Genomic DNA, 23,064 nt, shown 5'->3' with positions numbered 1-23,064 from the left:
GATGTATTCATTCCGCATCACCACGGGCCCCGTCGACCTGGCCTTCACGGACCGGGTCGGCGGGGTCAGTGCTGCGCCCTTCGGCGAGTTGAACCTCGCCCGGGACGGTGGCGATGCGGAATCCGCCCGGGCGGAGAACCTCCGCCTGCTGCTCGACGACTTCGCGCCCGGCGACGACCTCGCTGACCTGCGCCAGGTCCACGGCAACGCGGTGGTCGTCGCGGACGCGACCCGCCCTTCGTCGTACGACGCAGCGCCGGAGGCGGACGCCATCGTCTCCGTCACCCCGGGCATCACCCTGATGGTGCGCGCCGCTGACTGCGTCCCGGTGCTCCTCGCGGACCCCGACGCCCAGGTCATCGGCGCTGCCCACGCAGGTCGGCTCGGCATGGCGCTCGGCGTGGTCCCGGCGACAGTGGCCCGGATGCGGGAGCTCGGCGGCGACCGGATCACGGCCTGGGTGGGCCCGCACATCTGCGGATCCTGCTACGAGGTCCCGGCCGACCTGAGCGACGAGGTGGCGGCAACCGTCCCGGCGAGCCGGTCGACGACGTCGTGGGGGACACCTGCACTCGACATCGGTGCGGGCGTGCGTGCCCAGCTCACCGCCGTCGGCGTCGAGGTCGTCGACGTCGGCCGCTGCACCCGTGAGTCGCCCGACCTCCACTCCTACCGACGCGACGGTGCACGCGCCGGACGGCAGGCCGGCATCATCCGGCTCGGTGGTCACCGATGACCCGGCGCGACGAGCTCGCGGCCAACCTCGCCACGGTCCACGCCCGTATCGACGCGGCCTGTGCGGCCGCCGGTCGCCCCGCGGGCGACGCACGCCTGGTCGTGGTCACCAAGTTCTTCCCGGCGACCGATGTGCGACTGCTCGCCGGGCTCGGCGTCACCGATGTGGGGGAGAACCGGCACCAGGAGGCTGAGGCAAAGGCAGCCGAGTGCGCCGACCTCGCCGTGCGCTGGCACTACGTCGGCGCCCTGCAGTCCAACAAGGCCGCCGCTGTCGCGCGCTACGCCGACGTGGTCGAGTCCGTCGACCGGCCCGGGCTGATCGCCCGGATCGCACGCGGCGCCGGCGAGCGGGACCGGTCGGTCGACGTACTGCTGCAGGTGAGCCTGGACCCGCCCGGGAGCGAACATCGCGCCGGCGCCGACCCGTCCGGGCTCGCCGACCTGGCGGCCGCCGTCGACCAGCATCCGGAGCTCGAGCTGCGTGGCCTGATGGCCGTCGCGCCCCGCGACGAGGACCCTGCGGAGGCCTTCGCGAGGCTGGCCCGGATCCGCACGGAGTTCCTCGACCACCACCCCGAAGCATCCGTCCTCTCCGCCGGCATGAGCGGCGATCTCGAGGCCGCAATTTCCGCCGGCGCGACACACGTGCGCGTCGGCACCGCGGTCCTCGGATCGAGGCCTGGAGTCCAGTAATGTCCAGAACACCACCAGATGTCCCAACACCTCGGGGCACGAATCACGGAGGCAACAGTCATGAGCGGTGCGATGCGCAGGATCGGCGAGTACCTCGGCCTGCTGGAAGACACCGGCTATGACGAGTACGACGACGAGGTGAACGAGCAGGCACCCGCGCGTGAGGCGCGCACTGCACGTCCCGTCCGCGCCGTGCCGTCGAACACGGTCGCCGACCTCGAAGAGCGTCGCCGTCCCGTCGCGGTGGCTCCGCAGCCCGTCGTCGCCGAGCTGTCCCGGATCACGACCCTGCACCCGACCACCTACAACGAGGCGCGCTCGGTGGGCGAGCAGTACCGCGAAGGCATCCCGGTGATCATGAACCTCACCGAGATGAACGACCAGGACGCCAAGCGCCTCGTCGACTTCGCCGCCGGCCTGATCTTCGCGACCCGCGGCACGATCGAGCGGGTCACCAACAAGGTGTTCCTGCTGTCCCCGCCGAACGTCACGGTCGCGGCCGAGGACAAGGCGCGGATCGCCGACAACGGGTTCTTCAACCAGAGTTGAGCCGATTCGACCGGGGGGCCAGCCGTTGGGCCGGCCCCGATAGATTGGTGTCGTGACAATCGCTGGGTGGATCATCGAAGGCCTGCTGTTCGCCTTCATCGCGTTCCTGTGGGTCCGTTTCATGACCGACTGGGTCCAGGTCTTCGCCCGCACCTGGGAGCCGCGCGGACCCGTGCTGGTCTTCCTGGAGACCGCCTACTCGGTGACGGATCCGCCGATCAACGCGTTGCGCAAGGTGATCAAGCCGATCCGGATCGGCAATTTCGCCCTCGACATCAGCTTCATCCTGGTCATGATCCTGGCCTACGTGTTGCTGTCGGTGAACCGGTCGACACTGCTGACGTGACGTGGGACGACACGCCCTTCGTGCGCTTGGTGTGACGGGTGATGCGGCCTTCTCGCCAGCAGGCGCTAAGGTTCCCCCAGATTAGTTTGACGAGACAGTTTGTCCTTAGAACTTCGAAGATAGGTGAGGTCATGCCGCTGACGCCTGAGGACGTGAGCAACAAGCGCTTTACGCCGGTCCGGCTGCGCGAGGGCTACGACATGGGCGAGGTCGACCAGTTCCTGGATGAGGTTGAGGCCGAGCTGGCTCGCCTGACCCAGGAGAACGACGACCTCCGCACCAAGCTCGCTGCCGCACAGTCCGGATCGTCTTCTGCGTTCGATGCTCCGACGCAGCTTGCGCCCGTTGCCGAGGTTGCTCCCGAGCCGCCCGCACCCGCGCCCGTCGAGGTCGTTGCCCCCGCGCCGATTCAGCCGGTGGCTGCGCCGAGCGTCGTGCCGTCCGGTGACCAGAAGATCCAGACGATCCGCGTCGAGACGGTTCCCGAGGCGTCCAACGCCGCGGCCCGCCTCCTCGAGATCGCGACGCGCAACGCCGACGAGCTCGTCGAGGACGCCAAGAACGAGGCCGACAAGATCGTCGGCGAGGCGCGCACCAAGTCCGAGCGCCTGGAGTCCGAGGCCAAGGTCAAGTCCGACCGCCTCGAGTCCGACGCCCGGACCCGCGCCGAGATGCTCGACGGCGAGACCGCCGAGCGTCGTACGCAGCTCTTCGGTGACCTGGAGAAGGAGCGCGACAAGCTCTCCGCCGAGGTCGAGACGCTGCGTTCGTTCGAGCGCGAGTACCGCTCGCGGCTCAAGAGCTACTTCACGCAGCAGCTCGAGGCGCTGCAGACCCCGGGCGACACCCTCGCCCCCGTCGAGGAGGCTCCGGCGCCCAAGCGTCTGCGCTCCATCCTCGGCGAAGAAGAGGCCTGAGCCCGACAACATCAACCGGTCGGTCCGCATCACGCGGACCGGCCGGTTCGTTGTTGTGCGGTGCGCCTGCTTGGTGAGGTTGGCGGAAGTCGTTACCCTCCGCATCACGCCCGTAGCCTTCCGGTCGCGTGGTGCCCGTTCCAAGGAGTCCGTGATGGCCCGCAGCACGAAGAAGTCTCTGGCCGGTCAGGCCGCATCTGCAGCGCGGAAGATGATCCGCCCGCGGAAGGCCGCTGCAGCGGCCGCGGCACCCACCACCCCACCTGCGAAGAAGGCTGCGGCGAAGACCGCCGTACCCGCCAAGAAGGCGGCTCCGGCCAAGAAGACCGCTCCCGCGAAGAAGGCGGCACCGGCCCCTGCCAAGAAGGCCGCTCCCGCCAAGAAGGCGGCACCGGCCCCTGCCAAGAAGGCCGCACCGGCCAAGAAGGCGGCACCGGCCCCTGCCAAGAAGGCGGCACCCGCCAAGAAGGCGGCACCGGCTCCGGCCAAGAAGGCAGCACCCGCCAAGAAGACAGCATCCGCACCCGTGAAGAAGGCCGCGCCCGCGCCGGCCAAGAAGGCGACACCCGCACCCGTGAAGAAGGCAACCCCCGCCCCCGCCAAGAAGGCCACCCCGGCGAAGAAGACCGCAGCGAGGAAGTCCACGCCCGCCGCCCTGGTCGTCCTCGACCACGAGGACGCCTGGTCCAAGGCCGAGCTCGCCGAGGTGATGGCCGCACTGCACGAGCAGCGCGTCCACAGCTCGGAGATCCTCGAGGCCCAGGAAGCCGACCTCACCGGCCTGCTCCGCGACTCCGGGGACGGCGCCGGGCAGGACCAGGCGGACCTGGGCGCGACCAGCTTCGAACGCGACCACGAACTGACGGTCCTGAACCACGAGCGGGAGAAGCTGGCCCAGATCGACCGGGCGCTCGCACGCATCGAGGACGGCACCTACGGGGTGTGTGAGTCGTGCGGCAACCCCATCGGGAAGATGCGGCTCATGGCGTTTCCGCGTGCCACACTGTGCATGACATGCAAGCAGCGCGAGGAACGCCGGTAGACGACCGCGACGACGGATCCCAGCCGGTTCGGCCGTCCCGTCTCGCCGCACCTCGCACCTGGCTCCTGTTCCTCTCGGTGGCCGTGGTCCTGGTCGCCATCGACCAGGTCACCAAGGTCCTCGCCGTCCGGCACCTGACCGGCGAGCCCGACAAGCAGGTCGTCGGCGATCTCCTGCAGCTGCACCTGACCTACAACCCGGGCGCCGCCTTCAGCCTGGGTACCCGCTTCACCGTGGCCCTCGCACTGTTGGCCTGTACGGCGACCGCGGTGGTGCTCTGGCTCAGCCGCAAGGTCGCGAACCGGGTCTGGGCGGTCGGCCTGGGCCTGTTGCTCGCCGGTATCGACGGAAACCTCATCGACCGTCTCTTCCGGGAGCCCGGGGCGTTCCGCGGCCATGTCGTGGACTTCCTGATGCTGCCGAACTGGCCGGTCTTCAACGTGGCCGACATCTGCATCAACGTCGGGGTCGGCCTGATCCTGATCCAGGTGCTCCGTGGCATCGCCATCGACGGCACCCGCCAGGAGAACGCATGACCAATCTCGACCACCGCAGCCTTCCCGTCCCCGACTCGCTCGAGGGCGAACGGATCGACGTGGCCATGTCCCAGCTGTTCGGCGTCTCCCGGACCCGCGCCGCCGAGCTGATCTCCCTGAACCACGTCCGGCTCGACGGGGCCGGAGTCAGCGGCAAGAGCGAACGAGTCCTTGCCGGCTCGGTCCTGGACGTGTCGATCCCGGCCGAGGCGAACCTGTTGGAGGTCGTGCCCGAGATCGTCGAGGGCATCAAGATCATTCACGACGATGACGCCATCGTCGTGATCGACAAGCCCGTAGGTGTCGCGGTCCACCCCTCGCCCGGCTGGCGCGGCCCGACGGTCGTCGGTCACCTCGCTGGCGCCGGCTTCCGGATCTCGACCTCCGGCGCCAAGGAGCGCGAGGGCATCGTCCAGCGCCTCGACGTCGGCACGTCCGGCGTGATGGTGATCGCGAAGTCCGAGCACGCCTACTCGATCCTCAAGAACGCGTTCCGGCACCGGACGGTCGACAAGACCTACCATGCCCTCGTGCAGGGGCACGCGGACCCGCTCGCGGGCACCGTGGACGCCCCGATCGGTCGGCACCCGGGCGCTGACTACAAGTTCGCGGTCCTGGAGGGCGGGCGCGCCAGCGTCACCCACTACGAGACCCTCGAGGCGCACCGTTTCGCCAGCTTGCTCGAGGTGCACCTCGAGACCGGCCGCACCCACCAGATCCGCGTGCACATGGCCGCCCTCAAGCACCCCTGCGTCGGCGACATCACCTACGGTGCCGACCCGACGCTGGCCAAGCGACTCAAGCTGACCCGGCAGTGGTTGCACGCCGTACAGCTCGGCTTCGAGCACCCCGACGGTGGCGAGTACGTCACCTTCAAGTCGACGTACCCCGACGACCTCGCGCACGCGCTCGAGGTCATTCGCGAGAGTGACTGACCTGCTGTTGCGTCCGGCGGTGCCGGACGACGCTCCAGCGATCGCGGACGTGCACCTCGCCGCGCGGGCGGCCGCACCCATGCCGGCCTCGGTCCATCCCGACGCAGACGTGCGGACCTGGCTGGCGTCCCGGTTCGGGGTGGACGAGATCTGGGTGGCCGAGATCGGCGACCGGGTGGTCGGCTACGCCCGGTTCACGCGCACCTGGCTCGATGACCTGTACGTCGACCCGGACCACGCCCGGGAGGGCATCGGACTGGCCCTGCTGGACCTGGTGAAGGCCCGGCACCCGGACGGCTTCGGGTTGTGGGTGTTCACCTCCAACCTGCCCGCCCGGGCCTTCTACGCTGCGCAGGGACTGCTCGAACGCGAGCACACGGACGGCTCCGCCAACGAGGAGCGCGCGCCCGACATCAGGATGGAATGGCCGGGCTGACCGTGGCGCCGATCGTGTCGGCGGTGCCTGTCATGATCACGATGTCGGGTCGCGTAGTCTGAACCTCTTCCCCGACCACCCGTCCACCAGCGACACCGCAAGGAGTCAGTACACCCGATGGCAGTCGGTTCCGGGGGATCGGACTTCGTCCACCTGCACGTCCACACCGAGTACTCCATGCTCGATGGAGCCTCGCTCCTGGACGGCCTCTTCACGCGCGTCAACGAGCTCGGCATGACCTCGATCGCGATGACCGATCACGGCAACCTGCACGGTGCCTACGACTTCTACAACAAGGCGAAGAAGTACGGCGTCAAGCCGATCATCGGCATCGAGGCCTACCTCACGCCGCAGACCCACCGCACCGAGCGGCGCCGGGTCCGCTGGGGCAAGGGCAACGGTGGCGAGGGCGGCGAAGAGGGCGGCAACGACGTCGCCGGTGGCGGCGCCTACACCCACATGACCATGTGGGCCGAGAACACCGAGGGCATGCACAACCTGTTCCGGTTGTCCTCGCGCTCCAGCCTGGAGGGCTTCTACTACAAGCCCCGCGCCGACCGCGAGCTCCTCAACGAGTACGGCAAGGGCCTGATCGCCACCACCGGCTGCCCCTCGGGGGAGATCCAGACCCGCCTCCGGCTGGGGCAGTACGACGAAGCCGTCCGCTCCGCCTCGGAGTTCCAGGACATCTTCGGCAAGGACAGCTTCTTCCTCGAGCTGATGGACCACGGCATCGACATCGAGAAGCGGGTGCGTGACGACCTGCTCCGGCTGGGCAAGCAGCTCGGCATCCCGCCGATCGCCACCAACGACTCGCACTACAACAACCCTGCGGATGCCGAGGCGCACGACGCCCTCATCTGCGTGTCCTCCGGCAAGCGGCTGGCCGACCCCAACCGGCTGAAGTTCGACGGCGGCGGCTACTACATCAAGTCAGCCGCGGAGATGCGCGAGCTGTGGGCCGATCGCTTCGCCATGCCGGAGGCCTGCGACAACACGCTGCTGGTCGCCGAGCGGTGCAACGTGGAGTTCACCGAGTCCACCGGCGGCTACATGGCCGCCGCCGACATCCCGGCCGGCGAGACCGAGGAGTCCTGGTTCGCCAAGGAGGTCTGGCGCGGCATCGAGGCGCGTTACCCGGGCGACAAGCTGACCCAGGCGGTGCGCGACCGGGTCGAGATGGAGCTCGGCGTCGTCGCATCGAAGGGCTACTGCGGCTACTACCTGGTGGTCGCCGACTTCATCCAGTGGTCCAAGGACAACGGCATCCGGGTGGGTCCGGGTCGTGGCTCCGGTGCCGGGTCGATCGCGGCGTACGCCTTGCGGATCACCGACCTGTGTCCCCTCGAGCACGGCCTCATCTTCGAGCGCTTCCTCAACCCCGAGCGTCCCTCGATGCCCGACTTCGACATCGACTTCGACGAGCGTCGGCGCGTCGAGGTCATCCAGTACGTCTCGCAGAAGTACGGCAGCGACCGGGTCGCCTACATCGCGACCTTCGGCCGGATCAAGGCCAAGCAGGCCGTGAAGGACGCGGCGCGGGTCCTGGACCACGGCTTCGCCATCTCCGACAAGATCACCAAGGCGCTGCCCCCCGACATCATGGGCAAGGGCGTGCCGCTGAAGGAGATCTTCAACGCCGACCACAAGCGCTACTCCGACGGCGGCGAGTTCCGCACGCTCTACGAGTCCGAAGCCGAGGTCCGCACGATCTACCAGACGGGCCTGGGGCTCGAGGGCCAGATCCGTCAGACCGGCGTGCACGCGGCCGGCGTGATCATGTCGAGCCAGCCGCTCATCGACATCGTGCCGATCATGAAGCGCGAGCAGGACGGCGCGATCATCACGCAGTTCGACTACCCGATGTGCGAGTCACTCGGGCTGGTCAAGATGGACTTCCTCGGCCTGCGCAACCTGACCGTCCTCGATGACGCGCTGATCAACATCAAGCGCAACCGGGGCGAGGACGTCGTCCTGGAGGACCTTCCGTTCGACGACCAGAACACCTACGACCTGCTCTCTCGCGGTGACACCCTCGGCGTCTTCCAGCTCGACGGTGGCCCGATGCGGGCGCTGCTGCGATCCATGCGGCCCGACAAGTTCGCCGACATCTCGGCCGTGGGCGCGCTCTACCGCCCCGGCCCGATGGGTGCGGACTCCCACAACAAGTACGCCCGCCGCAAGAACGGCCGCGAGCCGATCGACCCGATCCACCCGGAGCTCGAGGCGCCGCTGGAGTCGGTGCTGGGGGAGACGTACGGCCTCATCGTCTACCAGGAGCAGGTGATGGAGATCGCCCAGGTCCTGGCCGGCTTCAGCCTCGGACAGGCCGACAACCTCCGTCGCGCGATGGGCAAGAAGAAGAAGGAAGAGCTCGACAAGCAGTACGCCGGGTTCCAGGCGGGCATGCTCGGCAACGGCTACTCCCAGAAGGCGATCTCGACGCTGTGGGAGATCCTGCTCCCGTTCTCCGACTACGCCTTCAACAAGGCCCACTCGGCGGCGTACGGCGTCATCTCGTACTGGACGGCGTACCTCAAGGCCAACTACCCGGCCGAGTACATGGCGGCCCTGCTCACCAGCACCCGCGTCGACAAGGACAAGTCGGCCATCTACCTCAACGAGTGCCGCCGGATGAAGATCCAGGTGCTCCCGCCCGACGTCAACGAGTCGGTCTCCAACTTCACCTCCGTCGGCACCGACATCCGGTTCGGCATGGGCGCGATCCGCAACGTCGGCGAGCACGTCGTCGACGGCATCGTGGCGGCCCGCGAGGAGAAGGGGCGCTTCGTCGACTTCAACGACTTCCTGTCCAAGGTCCCGGCGCAGGTCTGCAACAAGCGGGTCATCGACTCGCTGATCCGCGCCGGCTCCTTCGACGACATGAAGCACAAGCGCCGTGCCCTGGTGGCGATCCACGAGACGGCCGTCGACCAGTACGTCGACATCAAGCGCAACGAGGCGATCGGGCAGGACTCGCTCTTCGCCGGCCTGGGTGACGACGACGAGGACGGCGGGTTCGGCGTCTCCGTCGCGATCCCCGACCTCGACGAGTGGGACAAGATGACCCTGCTCGGCCACGAGCGCGACATGCTCGGGCTCTACGTCTCCGACCACCCGCTGCTCGGTCTCGAGCACGTGCTCTCCAACGGCACCGACTGCACCATCGGCCAGCTGCTCACCGACGAGGACCGGCCGCACAACACCACCGTGACGGTGGCGGGCCTGGTCACCTCGGTGCAGCGCAAGATCACCAAGAACGGCGATCCGTGGGCGACGGTGACCCTCGAGGACCTCGAGGGTGCGATCGACGTGCTGCTGTTCCCGAGCTCCTACCGGCTGGCGGCGCCGTACCTCACCGACGACGCGATCATCCGGGTCCGCGGACAGCTCGACAAGGAGCGCGACACCGCCCAGCTGCGGGGCCAGGAGGTCACCCTTCCCGACCTCGAGCGCGGCAGTGACGGGCCGGTCGTGATCAGCCTTCCGTCGACGCGTTGCACCGGTCCGGTGGTCCAGTCCCTGCGCGACGTCCTGGCGACGTACCCCGGCCTGACCGAGGTGCGGCTGCAGTTGTTGAGCCGCGACTCCACCAAGCTCATGCGCCTGGGGGACAATCTCAGGGTGACTCCCAGCCCGTCCCTCTTTGCGGACCTCAAGCAGCTCCTCGGACCGGGGTGCCTGAGTTGACGGGCACGTCCTTCAAGCAATGGGTCTCGCCGGTCCTGGCGATCCCGGTCGCCCTCGGCGCTGCCCTCGGCCCGCTCGGTGGCTGGCTGTGGTGGACGTGGTGGGGCCCGGCGCCCGACGGCAAGATCTACGACACCCGGGTCGGCGCCAAGTGGTACCCCGACCCGTTCGACCCGGGCGTCGCCCGTGACTTCAGCGGTACGGCGACGTACGTCGTCGTGGGTGTCGGACTTGCCCTGCTGCTCGGGGTCGTCACCGCTGTGCTGTGCCGCCGGACCGCTGTCGCCGGACTCGTGGCCGTCGTCGTCGGCGCATCGGTCGGCGCTGCGCTGATGGTCCTGGTCGGCACCAGCTTCAGCCCGCCCGACCCGGCGACCCTGGTCGCGAGCCACGAGGTCGGCGACGCGCTGCCCGGACATCTCCACGTCGCGGGTTGGTCGCCGTACCTGATCTGGCCGGTCGGTGCGCTGCTCGGCTACTTCGTGGTGATGGTCAGCATCCTGTCGCCCTCCCAGGCGAGGGCTGCGGTCAGTTCGGAGACCACCGAGTCCGCGCGACCTCCGTCGCCGGCAGCGACCTGATCACGTTCATCACCCGCAGCTCCGAGCGCAGCAGGTCCGTGACCAGGACCAGTCGCTCGGCCGCGTCGGTCGCCTCGAGCAGCTGCTGGCGCTCGGCCAGGGGGAGCGGCGTGCACGCCGCGAGGGTCCACGAGAGGAAGACCGGGTCCCGTGGCAGGCTGCCCTCGAGCGGGTCGGTCGCGATGTCCTGGAGCACGTGACGGTAGGCAGCGAAGACGGCGCGGGCCTGCATGACGAGGTCGCCCGGGACCTCCGAGGCCACCTCGGGGAGCGCACTCACCTCGCCGAGGGGGAACGCGTCGGTGGTGCGCAGGCGGTTGAGCTGGATCCGGTCCCGGCCGACCGCGACGATGTCGAAGGTTCCGTCCGCGTGCGCCTCGACCTCGGTGAGCTGCACCCGCACGCCGACCCGGAACAGCGACTGGGCTCCGTGGTCGCCGACCTCGTAACCCTCGCGGATCGCGACGGTGCCGAAGACGCGCTCGGCGGGGTCCTCGATTCGCAGCAGGTGGTGCACGAGTGCGCGGTACCGGTCCTCGAAGATGTGCAGCGGCATGCTGACTCCCGGATACAGCACCGCGTTGAGCGGGAACATCGGAAGCTCGTCGGCCACGCCTACGACACTAGTGCCGGAGTGCCTCAACCACCGGGACGTGGCCGGGGGCGGACGCTCGCGCCCGTAGAATCGCCGCATGTCCCAGATCCGTCGCATCGACCTGCGTGACGTCGCCGACAACGTCGACTACCGCGCAGCTGTGCCCCGTGCCGACTTCGACATCGAAGCTGCGGTGCCGGCGGTGCATGCGATCTGTGAGGAGGTCCGCACCCGCGGCCTCGACGCGATCCGCGAGTTCGGCGAGAAGTTCGACGGTGTGGTGGTCGAGGACATCCGGGTCGCCCCGGAGGCGCTCAAGGAAGCGCTGGAGCAGCTCGACCCCGACATCCGGGCCGGGCTGGAGGAGTCGATCCGCCGACTCCGCCTGACCTGCGCCAACGAGCTCGAGCAGGACGCCGTCACCGACCTCGGTCCGGGCGCCCGCGTCACACACCGCAAGGTGCCCGTCGGCCGGGTCGGCCTCTACGTGCCCGGCGGCCTGGCCCCGCTGGTGTCGAGCGTCCTGATGAACGTCGTACCTGCACAGATCGCCGGCGTGCAGTCGATCGCCCTGTCGAGCCCGCCGCAGCGCGAGTTCGGCGGATCCGTGCACCCGACGATCCTGGCTGCGTGTGCGCTGCTCGGGGTCGAGGAGGTGTACGCCGTCGGCGGCGCACAGGCGATCGCGATGTTCGCGTACGGCGCCGGCTCCTGCGCCCGTGTCGACCTGGTCACCGGCCCGGGCAACATCTGGGTGGTCACCGCCAAGCGCATCCTCAAGGGCCAGATCGGCATCGACTCCGAGGCCGGTCCGACCGAGATCGCGATCCTTGCCGACGACACCGCTGACGCCGCCTTCGTCGCGGCCGACCTGATCAGCCAGGCCGAGCACGACCCGCTGGCGGCCTCGGTGCTGGTCACGACCTCCGAGCGGCTCGCCGCCGCGGTCGAGGTCGAGCTGGACGCGCAGGTGGCGGCGACCAAGCACAGTGACCGGATCACGACGTCGCTGCGCGGACAGCAGTCGGGCATCGTGCTGGTGCGCGACCTCGAGCAGGGCCTCGACGTCGTCAACACCTACGCTGCCGAGCACCTCGAGATCCACACCGAGGACGCCGCCGACTGGGCCGCGCGCGTGCGCAATGCGGGCGCGATCTTCGTCGGTCCGCACGCACCGGTCAGCCTGGGCGACTACTGCGCCGGCTCCAACCACGTGCTGCCGACCGCGGGCTGCGCCTGCCACTCCTCGGGCCTGTCGGTGCGCGCTTTCACCAAGTCCGTGCACGTCATCGAATACTCCCGCGAGGGCCTCGCGGAGGTCGCCGACCACGTCGTGACCCTCGCCGAGGCCGAGGACCTTCCGGGCCACGGTGCCGCCATCACCGTCCGGATGCAGTCGTGACCGGCGAGGCCACCTGGCCGCCCCTGCGTGAGGAGCTCCGTGGCATCGAGCCGTACGGCGCCCCGCAGCTGGACGTGCCGGTCCAGCTCAACGTCAACGAGAACCCGTACGGGCCCTCGGCCCTCTGCATCGCCGACATCGCGGCATCGGTCGCCGAGGCCTCGGCCACGCTGAACCGGTACCCCGACCGGGAGTTCGTGGACCTGCGCACTGCGCTGGCGTCGTACCTCTCCAAGGACACGACCGCCGGGATCGTGCCCGAGCAGGTCTGGGCAGCCAACGGCTCCAACGAGGTCATGCTGCAGCTGCTGCAGGCCTTCGGGGGACCGGGACGGACCGCGGTCAGCTTCGCGCCGACGTACTCGATGTATCCGGAGTACGCCCGTGACACCAACACGCGCTGGGTCGCCGGGCACCGGGCCGAGGACTTCTCCCTCGACCTCGACGCCGCGCGTGACCTGGTCAAGACCGAGCAACCGAGCGTGATCCTGCTGCCGAGCCCGAACAACCCGACGGGCACCGCGCTGCCGCCCGAGGCCGTCCGCACGTTGTGCGAGGCTGCCGGCGATGACGGGATCGTCGTGGTCGACGAGGCGTACGGCGAGTTCCGCCGCACCGGTGTCCCGAGCGCGCTCGAGCTGCTCCCGTCGTACCGGAACCTGGTGGTGACGCGGACGATGAGCAAGGCGTTCGCCGGCGCCGGACTGCGGCTGGGGTACCTCGCGGCCGACCCCGCGATCTGCGACGCGATCCGGGTGGTGCGGCTGCCGTACCACCTCTCGGCGGTCACCCAGGCGGTTGCGCTCGCGGCGCTGCGCCACGCACCGGAACTGCTCGGCAAGGTAGACGAACTGCGCGTCGAACGCGACGCGCTCGTGACCTGGCTGCGTGCCGAGGGGTACGACGTCGCCGACTCGGATGCGAATTTCGTGTTGTTCGGACGATTCGCCGACCGTCATGCTGTCTGGCAGGGTCTTCTGGATCAGGGTGTCCTGATCCGGGAGACCGGACCGGACGGTTGGCTCCGGGTGTCCGTCGGGACGCCGGCGGAGATGGACGCGTTCAAGCAGGCCCTGAGCAGCACGGCTGAAGATCGAACCCCCAAGAAAATCCAGAAGGTGGAGTCATGAGTCGTAGTGCGCGCATCGAGCGGCAGACGAGCGAGTCGAAGGTCGTCGTCGAGGTCAACCTCGACGGAACGGGCCGCCACGACATCTCCACGGGCGTCGGCTTCTACGACCACATGCTCACCGCGTTCGCCCGGCACGCGCTGGTCGACCTCACCGTCCAGACCGACGGCGACGTCCACATCGACGCCCACCACACGGTCGAGGACACCGCGATCGCGCTCGGCCAGGCCCTGCGCCAGGCACTCGGCGACAAGGCCGGCATCCGCCGCTTCGGCGACGCGACCGTTCCGCTCGACGAGGCCCTGGTGCACGCGGTTGTCGACGTCTCCGGCCGCCCGTACTGCGTCCACACCGGCGAGCCCGAGGGCCAGCAGTACGTCGCGCTCGGCGGTTCCGGGGTGTCCTACCTCGGTTCGCTGACCCAGCACGTCTTCGAGTCGATCGCCTTCCACGGCCACTTCGCGCTGCACGTGCGTGTGTTGGCCGGCCGCGAGCCGCACCACATCGTGGAGACCCAGTTCAAGGCGTTCGCGCGCGCGTTCCGTGACGCCGTCGCGATCGACCCGCGGGAGACGGGCATCCCGTCCACCAAGGGCGCTCTGTGACGCTGGGCAAACCGTCGGTCGTCGTCCTCGATTACGGCTCCGGCAACCTGCGTTCCGCCGTGCGCGCGATCGAGCGCGCCGGCGCGGACGTCACGTTGACTGCTGACGTGGACGCTGCCCTCGCAGCCGACGGGTTGCTGGTGCCGGGCGTCGGCGCCTATGAGGCGTGCATGCGCGGACTCCGGGCCATCCGGGGCGAGCGGATCATCGGCCAGCGGCTGTCCGGTGGCCGCCCGGTGCTCGGGATCTGTGTCGGCATGCAGATCCTCTTCGCTCGCGGCATCGAGCACGGTGTCGAGACCGAGGGTTGCGGTGAGTGGCCCGGTGTCGTCGAGCGGTTGCAGGCACCGATCGTCCCCCACATGGGTTGGAACACCGTCGACGTACCAGCGAGCTCGAAACTGTTCGCCGGCGTCGAGGACGAGCGCTTCTACTTCGTGCACTCCTACGGCGTACGTGACTGGACCCTGGTCACCAATGACCGGACCCCCGACAGCCACCAGCCGCGCGTGACCTGGGCCGAACACGGCCCCGTCGGCGCCGCTGACCGATTCGTCGCGGCCGTCGAGAACGGACCGCTGTGCGCCACGCAGTTCCACCCGGAGAAGTCCGGGGACGCGGGGGCACAACTACTGAGAAATTGGGTGGAATCACTGTGAGCACGGCCAAGACCCCGTACCTGGAAATGCTTCCCGCCGTCGACATCAAGGGTGGCCAGGCCGTCCAGTTGGTGCAGGGCATCGACGGCTCGGAGAAGGCCTTCGGTGATCCCATCCAGGCTGCACTGCGGTGGCAGGAGGCCGGTGCCGAGTGGATCCACCTCGTCGACCTCGACGCCGCGTTCGGCCACGGCAACAACCGCGCTCTGCAGGCCGAGATCGTCGGCAAGCTCGACATCAAGGTCGAGATGAGTGGCGGCATCCGTGACGACGAGTCGCTCGAGGCCGCCATGGCCACGGGTTGTCGCCGGGTCAACATCGGGACTGCCGCGCTCGAGCAGCCGGAGTGGTGCGCCCGCGCCATTGCGACGTACGGCGACCGCGTGGCCATCGGCCTCGACGTCCGGGGTACGACGCTGGCCGCCCGCGGCTGGACGCAGGAGGGTGGCGACCTCTACGAGACGCTCGCCCGCCTCGACGCCGAGGGTTGCGCCCGTTACGTGGTGACGGACGTCAACAAGGACGGCATGCTGCAGGGCCCGAACCTCCAGCTGTTGAAGGACGTGTGCGCTGCGACGGACAAGCCCGTGGTCGCGTCCGGTGGTGTGACGACGCTGGACGACATCGCCGCCCTGATGCAGCTGGTGCCGATCGGTGTCGAAGGTGCCATCGCCGGGACGGCGCTCTACACCGGCCAGTTCACCCTCGAGGACGCGCTCGCGCTGACCCGGGGTGGCTTGCTGTGACCCTCGCCGTCCGCGTGATCCCGTGCCTGGACGTGGACGCCGGCCGGGTGGTCAAGGGCGTGAACTTCCAGGAGCTGCGCGACGCGGGCGACCCCGTCGAGCTCGCTCGCCTGTACGACGCCGAGGGCGCCGACGAGCTGACCTTCCTCGACATCTCGGCCTCCCACGAGGGCCGCGCCACGACGATGGAGATCGTCTCTGCGACCGCTGAGCAGGTCTTCATCCCGCTGACCGTCGGCGGGGGAGTGTCCTCGGTCGAGGACGTCGACCGCCTGCTGCGTGCCGGCGCCGACAAGATCGCGGTCAACACCGCCGCGATCCAGCGGCCGCAGCTGATCGAGGAGATCGCCCAGCGCTTCGGCAACCAGGTGCTGGTGCTCTCCGTCGACGCGCGCCGCGTCCTGGCCGGCGCCGACTCACGTACCGATTCGGGCTTCGAGGTGACGACCCACGGCGGCCGGAAGTCAGCCGGCCTGGACGCCATCGAGTGGGCCGTCCGCGCCGCCGAGCTGGGTGCCGGCGAGATCCTCCTCAACGCGATGGACGCCGACGGCACCACGGACGGCTTCGACCTCGACCTGATCCGGCGCGTGCGCGCCGAGGTGTCGATCCCCGTCATCGCCTCGGGTGGCGCCGGTGCGGTCGAGCACTTCGCTCCTGCTGTCGAGGCCGGCGCCGACGCCGTCCTCGCTGCGACCGTCTTCCACTTCGGCACACTGCGGATCAGCGACGTCAAGGGTGCTCTCGCCGGTGCGGGTGTACCCGTCCGCTGAGCGGGCAGGGTCGCAGCCATGACGTACGAGACGTATGAGCCTGCCGCGGGCGCTTCGCCTGTTGCCGGTTCGGAGCCTGGACCGTGGCGGGTCGCCATCGAGTACTCCAACAAGGGGCAGGCGAAGCCGTCCACGATCGTGCAGATCGGCAGCACCGAGTTCGCGAGCCACGCTGACGCCCTCGCGACCGCCCAGCGCACGGCCTTCGAGTACAACCCGCCCGACCCGTGGTCCCCGCAACGTCGCGACGTCTTCCGCGATGGCCCGGACGGCTTCCTCGTCGTCATCCAGGGCGCGACCTCGACGTTCCACATGAGCGTGCGGCTCGTCGAGCACCTCGGCGGCGGCTAGAAGCCATCGTCGCCTCGTCGTGCGAGTGCTCAGGCGTCCCAGCCCTCGGGCCTCCGCGACTTCGGCAGCTTCGACACGACCATCCGGTAGGACTCGTCGACCGCCTCGAGGAGCTCGTCGTCAGGGATGGCGCCCGCGAGCACCAGGTCGTTCCAGCCCGAGCGGCCGATGTAGGCCATCACGGAAGCGTCCTGCGGATATCGCTGCAGCCACTCGTCGGCTACCTCGCGGGTCGCGCCGGCCTTCACGCCGAGGCTGTCGCGCCCGAGGAACGCGAAGATCTTCGCTCGCTCGCCCTCGCCGACCTTGATGACGGGGAACTCGTGGTCCCACGGGTTGTCGGGCCACGCGCCCGGCTTGGCCAGGCAGTACCGCTGCATCTCGTCGACGTCCACGTGCTTGACGCTACCGATCCGAGCACTCGGCGGCACACATGTCCCCGCGGCGGAATAGTCTCCGACCCACCAGGGGTTGTGACTGGTTGCGCCTCGCAGTCTGCGAGGTGCAGGACGAGGTGGGGAGCAGGAGCGGGTGGCGACGGCGAGCAGCGGTGCGGGTACGACGTCGGCCGGGTTCGCCGTCCTGTGGGTCGCCATCAAGCGCGAACCGTGGATCTTCGCCCTCTCGACGGTCGGGAGCCTGCTCTTCGGTGCCCTGACGGTCGCGGACGCGTGGGTGCTCGGTTGGTCGACCGACCACGTCGTCCTGCCGGCGTTCCGTGACGGCGAGATCGGGTCCGGACTGCTCTGGGCGGTGCTCGGCCTCTTCGTCGGGGTCGCGATCCTGCGGGCGGTGGGCATCGTGGCTCGCCGCCTCGGCGCCGGCATCATGCAGTACCGCATGCAGGCGCACAGTCGCCGTGCCGTCACCCGCCAGTACCTTCGCCTCCCGCTCGCGTGGCACCAGAAGCACCCGACGGGGGAGCTGCTGTCCAACGCGAACTCGGACGTCGAGGCTGCGTGGGGCCCGATCGCGCCCCTGCCGATGGCCGTCGGCACGGTCGCGATGATGGTGATCGCGGTCGTCCAGATGCTGCTGACCGACCTCGTGCTCGCTGTCATCGGGCTGCTGGTGTTCCCGCTCGTCATCGGCACCAACATCGTCTACCAGCGCCTCGCGCAGGGCTGGGCCACCCGTGCCCAGCAGCTGCGCGCCGAGCTGTCCGAGATCGCCCACGAGTCCTTCGATGGCGCGCTCGTCGTCAAGACGCTCGGGCGCGAGCCCGAGGAGACCGAGCGGTTCCGGGCCAAGGCGTTCGAGCTGCGCGAGGCCAACATCCGTGTCGGCCGCATCCGCGCGGCGTTCGACCCGACGCTGGCCGCGCTCCCCAACATCGCGGTGCTGTTCGTGCTCGTCATCGGGGTGCACCGCGTCATCGGCGGTTCGACGGGCGCGGGCGACGTCATCACCATCGCGTACCTGCTCACCGTGGTCTCCTTCCCGATCCGGTCGATCGGCTGGCTCCTGGGCGACTTCCCGCGCAGCGTCGTCGGCTACCGCCGCGTCGCGGCGGTGCTGAACGCCTCCGGCGCCATGGAGTACGGCGACCGGCCGGCCCCGCAGGCAAGCGGAGGCGCGCGGCTGGAGGTCGAGCACGCCGCCTTCGGTTACGAACCCGACCGCCCACTGCTGCGAGACATCAGCTTCGACGTCGAGCCCGGCAGGACGGTGGCCCTCGTCGGAGCCACCGCTTCCGGGAAGAGCACCCTCACCACGCTGTTCGCCCGCCTGGTCGATGTCGACGCGGGAGCCATCCGTGTCGACGGCATCGACCTGCGCGACTTCGAGCGGGGTGGCCTGGCCAGTGTTCTCGCCGTCGTGCCGCAGTCCGCGTTCCTGTTCGACGACACCGTGCGCGGCAACGTGACGCTCGGCCTCGACGTGTCCGACGACGAGGTGTGGCAGGCCCTGCGCACCGCCCAGGCGGACGGGTTCGTCGCGGCCCTGCCCGACGGCCTCGACGCTCGACTGGGCGAGCGCGGCACCACTCTCTCGGGTGGGCAGCGCCAGCGCCTGGCCCTCGCCCGCGCGCTGGTCCGTCGTCCGCGCCTCATGGTGCTGGACGACGCGACCTCTGCGGTCGACCCGGAGGTCGAGGCCCGCATCCTTGCCGGCCTCGGGGGTGACGACGCGACGTTGGTCGTCGTCGCGTACCGCAAGGCCACCATCGGTCTCGCCGACGAGGTGCTGTTCCTCGCTGACGGTGCGATCGCCGACCGGGGCACCCACGACGAGCTCGTCGCGCGCAATGCCGACTACGCCCGCCTGGTCAATGCCTACGAGACCGAGTCGGCGGAGGTGGTGGGATGAGCACCACCGAGCGCGCACCCGAGCAGACGCATCTCAGCAGCGGCGAGGAGATCGGCGCCTGGGCGACCATCCGTCGCGGCATCCACCACTCACCGGAGCTGAAGCAGGGCATCGGCTGGACGCTCGCCCTCGCCGTGCTCGCGTCTGTCGGCCAGGTGATCGTGCCGATCGCGGTCCAGCAGACGATCGACAAGGGACTGCGTGGGCCCGACGGTCCGGACCCGGCCTTCACGACCTGGCTCGCCCTCGCCGCCGGCGTCGCGATCGTGGTGACCAGCTGGGCGTCGTACGCGATGACTGCCCGGCTGTTCTCGACCGCGGAGCACGGTCTGGCCACCCTTCGGATCAAGGCGTTCCGCCACGTCCACGACCTGCCACTGCTCACCCAGAACACCGAGCGCCGCGGCTCGCTCGTCTCGCGCGTGACCAGTGACGTCGACCAGGTCAGCCAGTTCCTCGTGTTCGGTGGACTGCTGTTCGTGGTGAGTGTCGGCCAGATGCTCATCGCCACTGTCGTGATGATCGTCTACAGCTGGCAGCTCGCACTGGTGGTGTGGCTCTGCTTCGCGCCACTGTTCCTGAGCCTGCGGTTCTTCCAGCGCAAGCTCGCTGCCGCCTACGGGACGGTACGACGCCAGGTCGGCGCGCTGCTGTCGGCGGTGTCCGAGCCGGTGGTCGGCGCCACGGTCGTGAAGTCGTACGCGATCGAGGCCCGCACCCAGGAGCGGATCGACACCGCCGTCGAGGCCCACAAGGTCGCCAGCACGCGGGCGCAGGGCTTCACGGCGTTCTCCTTCAGCCTCGGCGGCATCTCGGCCGGATTCGCCAATGCCGCGGTGCTCGTCGTCGGCATCTGGCTGGGCCAGGGCTTCGCGTGGGGCGAGGGGATCAGCGCCGGCGAGGTGCTGGCCTTCGCGTTCCTGGTCACGCTCTTCGTGGGCCCGGTCCAGATGGGCACCCAGATCCTCACGGATGCGCAGAACGCGATCGCCGGCTGGCGGCGGGTGATCGGCATCCTCGACACCCCTGCCGACCTCGTCGATGCCGGACCCGACGGACAGTCACTGCCCCGGGGTGCGATCGACGTCCGGTTCGAGCAGGTCGCCTTCTCCTACCCGGGCGGCGCCGAGGTGCTGACCGACATCGACTTCGTGGTCCCTGCCGGTCAGCGTGTCGCGGTCGTCGGGGAGACCGGTTCGGGCAAGTCGACGATCGCCAAGCTGCTGACCCGGCTGATGGACCCCACGCGCGGACAGGTCCTGCTCGACGGCATCGACCTGCGCCGGATCGCCGAGAGTGCCCTGCGCAGCAGTGTCGTGCTGGTGCCGCAGGAGGGCTTCCTCTTCGACGACACGCTGGCCGCCAACGTCCGTTACGGCCGCCTCGGCGCCACGACCGACGAGATCATCGAGGCCGCTGAGGCCATCGGGCTGGGCGACTGGCTCGCCGGCCTGCCCGACGGCGTCGAGACGCGGGTCGGCCAGCGCGGTGAGTCCCTGTCGGCGGGGGAGCGGCAGCTCGTCGCCCTGCTCCGCGCCCAGCTCGCCGATCCGGACCTCCTCGTCCTCGACGAGGCGACCAGCTCGGTCGACCCGGAGCTCGAGACCCGGATCGGGCGGGCGCTCGAACGACTGCTGAGCGGACGGACCTCGGTCACCATCGCGCACCGCCTCTCGACGGCCGAGGCCGCCGACGTCGTGGTCGTCGTCGACCGGGGCCGGATCGTCCAGCACGGGACCCATGCCGAGCTCGCAGCACAGCCCGGTACGCCGTACGCGCGGCTCCACGCATCGTGGGTGCGGTCGTCCGGCTCCGGCCAACCCCGATAATGGAGCCGTGACCTCTCCCGACCCGGTACTCGACCCGGCCATCGCCGGCCGCCTGAAGCGCACTGCTGACGGCCTGGTCCCCGCGATCGTGCAGCAGTACGACACCGGCGAGGTGTTGATGATGGCGTGGATGGACGACGAGGCGCTGCACCGTACGCTCACGACCGGCCGGGCGACGTACTGGAGCCGCTCGCGCAACGAGTACTGGGTCAAGGGCGAGACGTCGGGCAACCCGCAGCACGTGCACGAGGTGCGCCTCGACTGCGACGGCGACACCTTGCTGCTCAAGGTCGACCAGGTGGGCGTCGCCTGCCACACCGGCGCCCGTACCTGCTTCGACGAGGGGTTGCTCGGTGCCTGACCACGACCTGCGCAAGACGTTCGGGCCGACCGTCCTGCTCGGCCTCGCCGGCAGCGGATTCGCCGCCGTGGCAGGGCACCGCGCCCTGCTCACCGTGCCCGACGAGTTCCTCAAGACGGCGGGGCTGGTCGGCTTCACCGGGCAGGACGACAGCGTCGTCGAGTTCCCGCTGGCCGGTGCGCTGGCGCTGGTCGCCCTCGCCTGCTGGGGCGTCCTGCTGGTCACCCGCGGCGTCGTACGACGGATCGTGGCCGCCCTCGCGGCGGTGGCTGCCGCAGGGATCCTCGCGGTGGTGGTCATCGGCGGGTTCGTCCAGAACGACGACGCAGCCGCCGACCTCAGCACCCGACTCGGCCTGGGCGGCGCGACGGTGCCGCTCGAGCGCAGTCCCTGGCTGTGGGTCGCCCTGGCCTCCGCGCTCCTGGCGCTGGTCGCGGCCGTCGTGGCCGTCCGGTGCGTCGGTTCCTGGCCCGAGATGGGCACCCGCTACGACGCCCCCGGAACGGACCACGCGCCGGTGACAGGTGACCCCGAGGAGCAGACGAACATCGACCTGTGGAAGTCACTGGACGAGGGCACCGACCCGACCGACTCGTGACCCCCTAGAATCGTCGCGTTCCACCGGCAGTCCCGAACACCAGCAATCCCGAAAAACGAGGAGCTCCACATGGCCGACGACCACGGCAACACCCCGGCAGCCTGGACTGCGGTCCTGGTTTCCCTCGTGGGCTTCACGATCGGTGCCGTGGGCATGTCGGTGACCCCGCTGAACTGGCCGCTGTTCTGGGTCGGCACCGTCATCGCGGTTGCCGCCCTGCCGCTGTTCTTCGTGCTGGTCAAGATGGGCCTGCACGAGTCGAGCCACTGAGCGCATGACGCTCACGGCGCCTCCGGTCCTCGCCAGCGAGCAGGCTCGCTGGCGCCGGATGGTGCCGCCCTCGCTCGTTGCCGGCGGCCTGTCCGCCGCGGCGCTGGCGCTGCACCTGCGCGATCCCCACGAGCAGGGTTCGTGGGGTCTGTGCCCGCTCGCCATGGTCGGGATCCACTGTCCCGGCTGCGGCGGCCTGCGTGCGGTCAACGACCTCGGCAACCTCCGGATCGCTGACGCGGCGAGCAGCAACCTGCTCTTCGTGCTGTCGATCCCGGTGCTCGGCTACGTCTTCTGGCTCTGGGCCTCGGGTCGTTGGTCGGGCCGCTACTGGGACCCGTCCGACCGCTGGCTGCGCAATGCAGGCATCGCGCTGGCGCTGGCGATGGTGGTCTTCACGATCCTGCGCAACACGACGGCGGGGTCCTGGCTCGCGCCGTAGCGCTCACCTGGACCCCGCCGTGACCGTGCGTGGTGGGAAACCTCAGAAGTCGCTGTAGAGGCTTCCGGAGAAGCTGTCGGTCGCGAGGACCAGGATCCAGATGATCACACCGAGGACGATCCCGACGATGCCGAGGATCAGGCCGGCGAGGGCGAGGCCCTTGCCGGTCTTCTTGCCCTCGTCGACCTCCTTCTTGCCGAGGAAGCCGAGGACGGTGGCGGCGATGCTGAACACGAACCAGTTGCAGCACAGCACGCCGAGGATTCCGGTGACGAGCGAGATGATCGCCAGCACCGAGGTCTGGGTCGGCTGGCCGCCGCCAGCACCGTAGGCAGGCTGGCCGTACGGCTGGCCGGGGCCGCCGTAGCCGCCACCGGGCGGGGGCGGGGGAGTTCCGTAGGGCGGTTCGTTGTAGCTCACGTGTCTGCCTTTCATGGGGTACGGCCGAGGATCGGGCGGTGTGTGGAACCCTAACGGCCGCATGCCACACTCGACACACCCCCTTTGGCGAGAGTCGCCAGAGGTTTCAC

General features: G+C 69.5%; 27 protein-coding genes. 24 read left to right on the top strand and 3 right to left on the bottom strand.

Annotated elements, in window-relative coordinates:
• Position 1: 1 nt before the first annotated feature.
• The 11 genes from pgeF to ACOACQ_RS01155 all read left to right on the top strand — a co-directional run bounded on the left by pgeF (position 2) and on the right by ACOACQ_RS01155 (position 10,463).
• Complete coding sequence (gene pgeF, locus ACOACQ_RS01205; protein WP_378597525.1) at positions 2-736, top strand: peptidoglycan editing factor PgeF; 735 nt, start codon at positions 2-4, stop codon at positions 734-736.
• Positions 733-1,431 (top strand): YggS family pyridoxal phosphate-dependent enzyme, encoded by a 699-nt coding sequence (locus ACOACQ_RS01200; RefSeq protein ID WP_378597526.1) that lies wholly within the window; start codon positions 733-735, stop codon positions 1,429-1,431. The genes pgeF and ACOACQ_RS01200 overlap by 4 nt, the downstream gene beginning before the upstream one ends.
• A gap of 60 nt (positions 1,432-1,491) precedes the next feature.
• Complete coding sequence (locus ACOACQ_RS01195) at positions 1,492-1,980, top strand: cell division protein SepF (protein ID WP_378597527.1); 489 nt, start codon at positions 1,492-1,494, stop codon at positions 1,978-1,980.
• 52 nt (positions 1,981-2,032) lie between these two features.
• Positions 2,033-2,326, top strand: coding sequence for a YggT family protein (locus ACOACQ_RS01190; protein WP_378597528.1), 294 nt, complete (start codon positions 2,033-2,035; stop codon positions 2,324-2,326).
• A 131-nt stretch (positions 2,327-2,457) separates the two neighbouring features.
• A complete protein-coding gene (locus tag ACOACQ_RS01185; RefSeq protein ID WP_378597529.1) occupies positions 2,458-3,243 on the top strand; it encodes a DivIVA domain-containing protein in 786 nt (261 codons plus the stop codon).
• A 154-nt stretch (positions 3,244-3,397) separates the two neighbouring features.
• On the top strand, positions 3,398-4,285 hold the full coding sequence (locus ACOACQ_RS01180; protein ID WP_420287434.1) for a TraR/DksA family transcriptional regulator: 888 nt from the start codon (positions 3,398-3,400) through the stop codon (positions 4,283-4,285).
• Positions 4,258-4,821, top strand: a complete 564-nt coding sequence (gene lspA / locus ACOACQ_RS01175) for a signal peptidase II (protein ID WP_378599946.1) — start codon at positions 4,258-4,260, stop codon at positions 4,819-4,821. Before ACOACQ_RS01180 ends, lspA begins: the two co-directional genes overlap by 28 nt.
• The gene (locus ACOACQ_RS01170) at positions 4,818-5,756 is read left to right on the top strand and encodes an RluA family pseudouridine synthase (protein ID WP_378599943.1); all 939 of its coding nucleotides are present in this window, start codon (positions 4,818-4,820) and stop codon (positions 5,754-5,756) included. Before lspA ends, ACOACQ_RS01170 begins: the two co-directional genes overlap by 4 nt.
• Positions 5,749-6,192: a GNAT family N-acetyltransferase gene (locus tag ACOACQ_RS01165; RefSeq protein ID WP_378599941.1), complete on the top strand. Its 444-nt coding sequence runs from the start codon at positions 5,749-5,751 to the stop codon at positions 6,190-6,192. Before ACOACQ_RS01170 ends, ACOACQ_RS01165 begins: the two co-directional genes overlap by 8 nt.
• A gap of 117 nt (positions 6,193-6,309) precedes the next feature.
• Positions 6,310-9,882 carry a DNA polymerase III subunit alpha gene (gene dnaE, locus ACOACQ_RS01160; protein WP_378599938.1) on the top strand — a complete coding sequence of 1,191 codons (3,573 nt, stop codon included), beginning with the start codon at positions 6,310-6,312 and terminating at the stop codon, positions 9,880-9,882.
• Positions 9,870-10,463, top strand: coding sequence for a hypothetical protein (locus ACOACQ_RS01155; RefSeq protein ID WP_378599936.1), 594 nt, complete (start codon positions 9,870-9,872; stop codon positions 10,461-10,463). The genes dnaE and ACOACQ_RS01155 overlap by 13 nt, the downstream gene beginning before the upstream one ends.
• On the opposite strand, the gene ACOACQ_RS01150 is transcribed toward ACOACQ_RS01155, so the two are convergent.
• Complete coding sequence (locus ACOACQ_RS01150) at positions 10,411-11,076, bottom strand: LON peptidase substrate-binding domain-containing protein (protein WP_378599933.1); 666 nt, start codon at positions 11,074-11,076, stop codon at positions 10,411-10,413. The two genes, ACOACQ_RS01155 and ACOACQ_RS01150, sit on opposite strands and share 53 nt — an antisense overlap.
• 79 nt (positions 11,077-11,155) lie before the next feature.
• Here ACOACQ_RS01150 and hisD point away from each other — a divergent pair, with 79 nt between their 5' ends.
• Genes hisD through ACOACQ_RS01115 form a run of 7 tightly spaced genes read left to right on the top strand, consistent with a single transcriptional unit; the run spans position 11,156 to position 16,724 of the window.
• Positions 11,156-12,460 (top strand): histidinol dehydrogenase, encoded by a 1,305-nt coding sequence (gene hisD / locus ACOACQ_RS01145; protein ID WP_378599931.1) that lies wholly within the window; start codon positions 11,156-11,158, stop codon positions 12,458-12,460.
• Positions 12,457-13,590 carry a histidinol-phosphate transaminase gene (locus ACOACQ_RS01140; protein WP_378599928.1) on the top strand — a complete coding sequence of 378 codons (1,134 nt, stop codon included), beginning with the start codon at positions 12,457-12,459 and terminating at the stop codon, positions 13,588-13,590. Before hisD ends, ACOACQ_RS01140 begins: the two co-directional genes overlap by 4 nt.
• Positions 13,587-14,195, top strand: coding sequence for an imidazoleglycerol-phosphate dehydratase HisB (gene hisB / locus ACOACQ_RS01135; protein WP_378599926.1), 609 nt, complete (start codon positions 13,587-13,589; stop codon positions 14,193-14,195). The genes ACOACQ_RS01140 and hisB overlap by 4 nt, the downstream gene beginning before the upstream one ends.
• A gap of 2 nt (positions 14,196-14,197) precedes the next feature.
• Complete coding sequence (gene hisH / locus ACOACQ_RS01130) at positions 14,198-14,854, top strand: imidazole glycerol phosphate synthase subunit HisH (protein ID WP_378599965.1); 657 nt, start codon at positions 14,198-14,200, stop codon at positions 14,852-14,854.
• 26 nt (positions 14,855-14,880) lie between these two features.
• Positions 14,881-15,600: a bifunctional 1-(5-phosphoribosyl)-5-((5-phosphoribosylamino)methylideneamino)imidazole-4-carboxamide isomerase/phosphoribosylanthranilate isomerase PriA gene (gene priA, locus ACOACQ_RS01125; RefSeq protein ID WP_378599959.1), complete on the top strand. Its 720-nt coding sequence runs from the start codon at positions 14,881-14,883 to the stop codon at positions 15,598-15,600.
• Positions 15,597-16,373, top strand: a complete 777-nt coding sequence (hisF, locus tag ACOACQ_RS01120; RefSeq protein WP_378599923.1) for an imidazole glycerol phosphate synthase subunit HisF — start codon at positions 15,597-15,599, stop codon at positions 16,371-16,373. Before priA ends, hisF begins: the two co-directional genes overlap by 4 nt.
• Positions 16,374-16,391: 18 nt before the next feature.
• Complete coding sequence (locus tag ACOACQ_RS01115; RefSeq protein ID WP_378599921.1) at positions 16,392-16,724, top strand: hypothetical protein; 333 nt, start codon at positions 16,392-16,394, stop codon at positions 16,722-16,724.
• Positions 16,725-16,753: 29 nt separating this feature from the next.
• On the opposite strand, the gene ACOACQ_RS01110 is transcribed toward ACOACQ_RS01115, so the two are convergent.
• Positions 16,754-17,119: an MmcQ/YjbR family DNA-binding protein gene (locus ACOACQ_RS01110; RefSeq protein ID WP_378599918.1), complete on the bottom strand. Its 366-nt coding sequence runs from the start codon at positions 17,117-17,119 to the stop codon at positions 16,754-16,756.
• Positions 17,120-17,255: 136 nt separating this feature from the next.
• Here ACOACQ_RS01110 and ACOACQ_RS01105 point away from each other — a divergent pair, with 136 nt between their 5' ends.
• The 6 genes from ACOACQ_RS01105 (at position 17,256) to ACOACQ_RS01080 (ending at position 22,534) form a co-directional block, all read left to right on the top strand.
• On the top strand, positions 17,256-19,034 hold the full coding sequence (locus ACOACQ_RS01105) for an ABC transporter ATP-binding protein (protein WP_378599915.1): 1,779 nt from the start codon (positions 17,256-17,258) through the stop codon (positions 19,032-19,034).
• Positions 19,031-20,863 carry an ABC transporter ATP-binding protein gene (locus tag ACOACQ_RS01100; protein ID WP_420287433.1) on the top strand — a complete coding sequence of 611 codons (1,833 nt, stop codon included), beginning with the start codon at positions 19,031-19,033 and terminating at the stop codon, positions 20,861-20,863. Before ACOACQ_RS01105 ends, ACOACQ_RS01100 begins: the two co-directional genes overlap by 4 nt.
• Before the next feature lie 7 nt (positions 20,864-20,870).
• The gene (gene hisI / locus ACOACQ_RS01095; protein ID WP_378599910.1) at positions 20,871-21,224 is read left to right on the top strand and encodes a phosphoribosyl-AMP cyclohydrolase; all 354 of its coding nucleotides are present in this window, start codon (positions 20,871-20,873) and stop codon (positions 21,222-21,224) included.
• Complete coding sequence (locus tag ACOACQ_RS01090) at positions 21,217-21,822, top strand: Trp biosynthesis-associated membrane protein (protein WP_378599907.1); 606 nt, start codon at positions 21,217-21,219, stop codon at positions 21,820-21,822. The genes hisI and ACOACQ_RS01090 overlap by 8 nt, the downstream gene beginning before the upstream one ends.
• A 69-nt stretch (positions 21,823-21,891) precedes the next feature.
• Positions 21,892-22,092 (top strand): HGxxPAAW family protein, encoded by a 201-nt coding sequence (locus ACOACQ_RS01085; RefSeq protein ID WP_056705935.1) that lies wholly within the window; start codon positions 21,892-21,894, stop codon positions 22,090-22,092.
• A 4-nt stretch (positions 22,093-22,096) separates the two neighbouring features.
• Positions 22,097-22,534 (top strand): DUF2752 domain-containing protein, encoded by a 438-nt coding sequence (locus tag ACOACQ_RS01080; protein ID WP_378599904.1) that lies wholly within the window; start codon positions 22,097-22,099, stop codon positions 22,532-22,534.
• A 42-nt stretch (positions 22,535-22,576) separates the two neighbouring features.
• Here ACOACQ_RS01080 and ACOACQ_RS01075 read toward each other — a convergent pair whose 3' ends face one another.
• Positions 22,577-22,954, bottom strand: a complete 378-nt coding sequence (locus ACOACQ_RS01075) for a DUF4190 domain-containing protein (RefSeq protein WP_378599902.1) — start codon at positions 22,952-22,954, stop codon at positions 22,577-22,579.
• Positions 22,955-23,064 lie beyond the last annotated feature (110 nt).

It is taken from the genome of Nocardioides sp. CPCC 206347, assembly GCF_048654605.1.
In the GTDB taxonomy this organism is placed as follows: domain Bacteria; phylum Actinomycetota; class Actinomycetes; order Propionibacteriales; family Nocardioidaceae; genus Nocardioides.
This window is presented reverse-complemented; position numbering and strand designations above follow the sequence as displayed.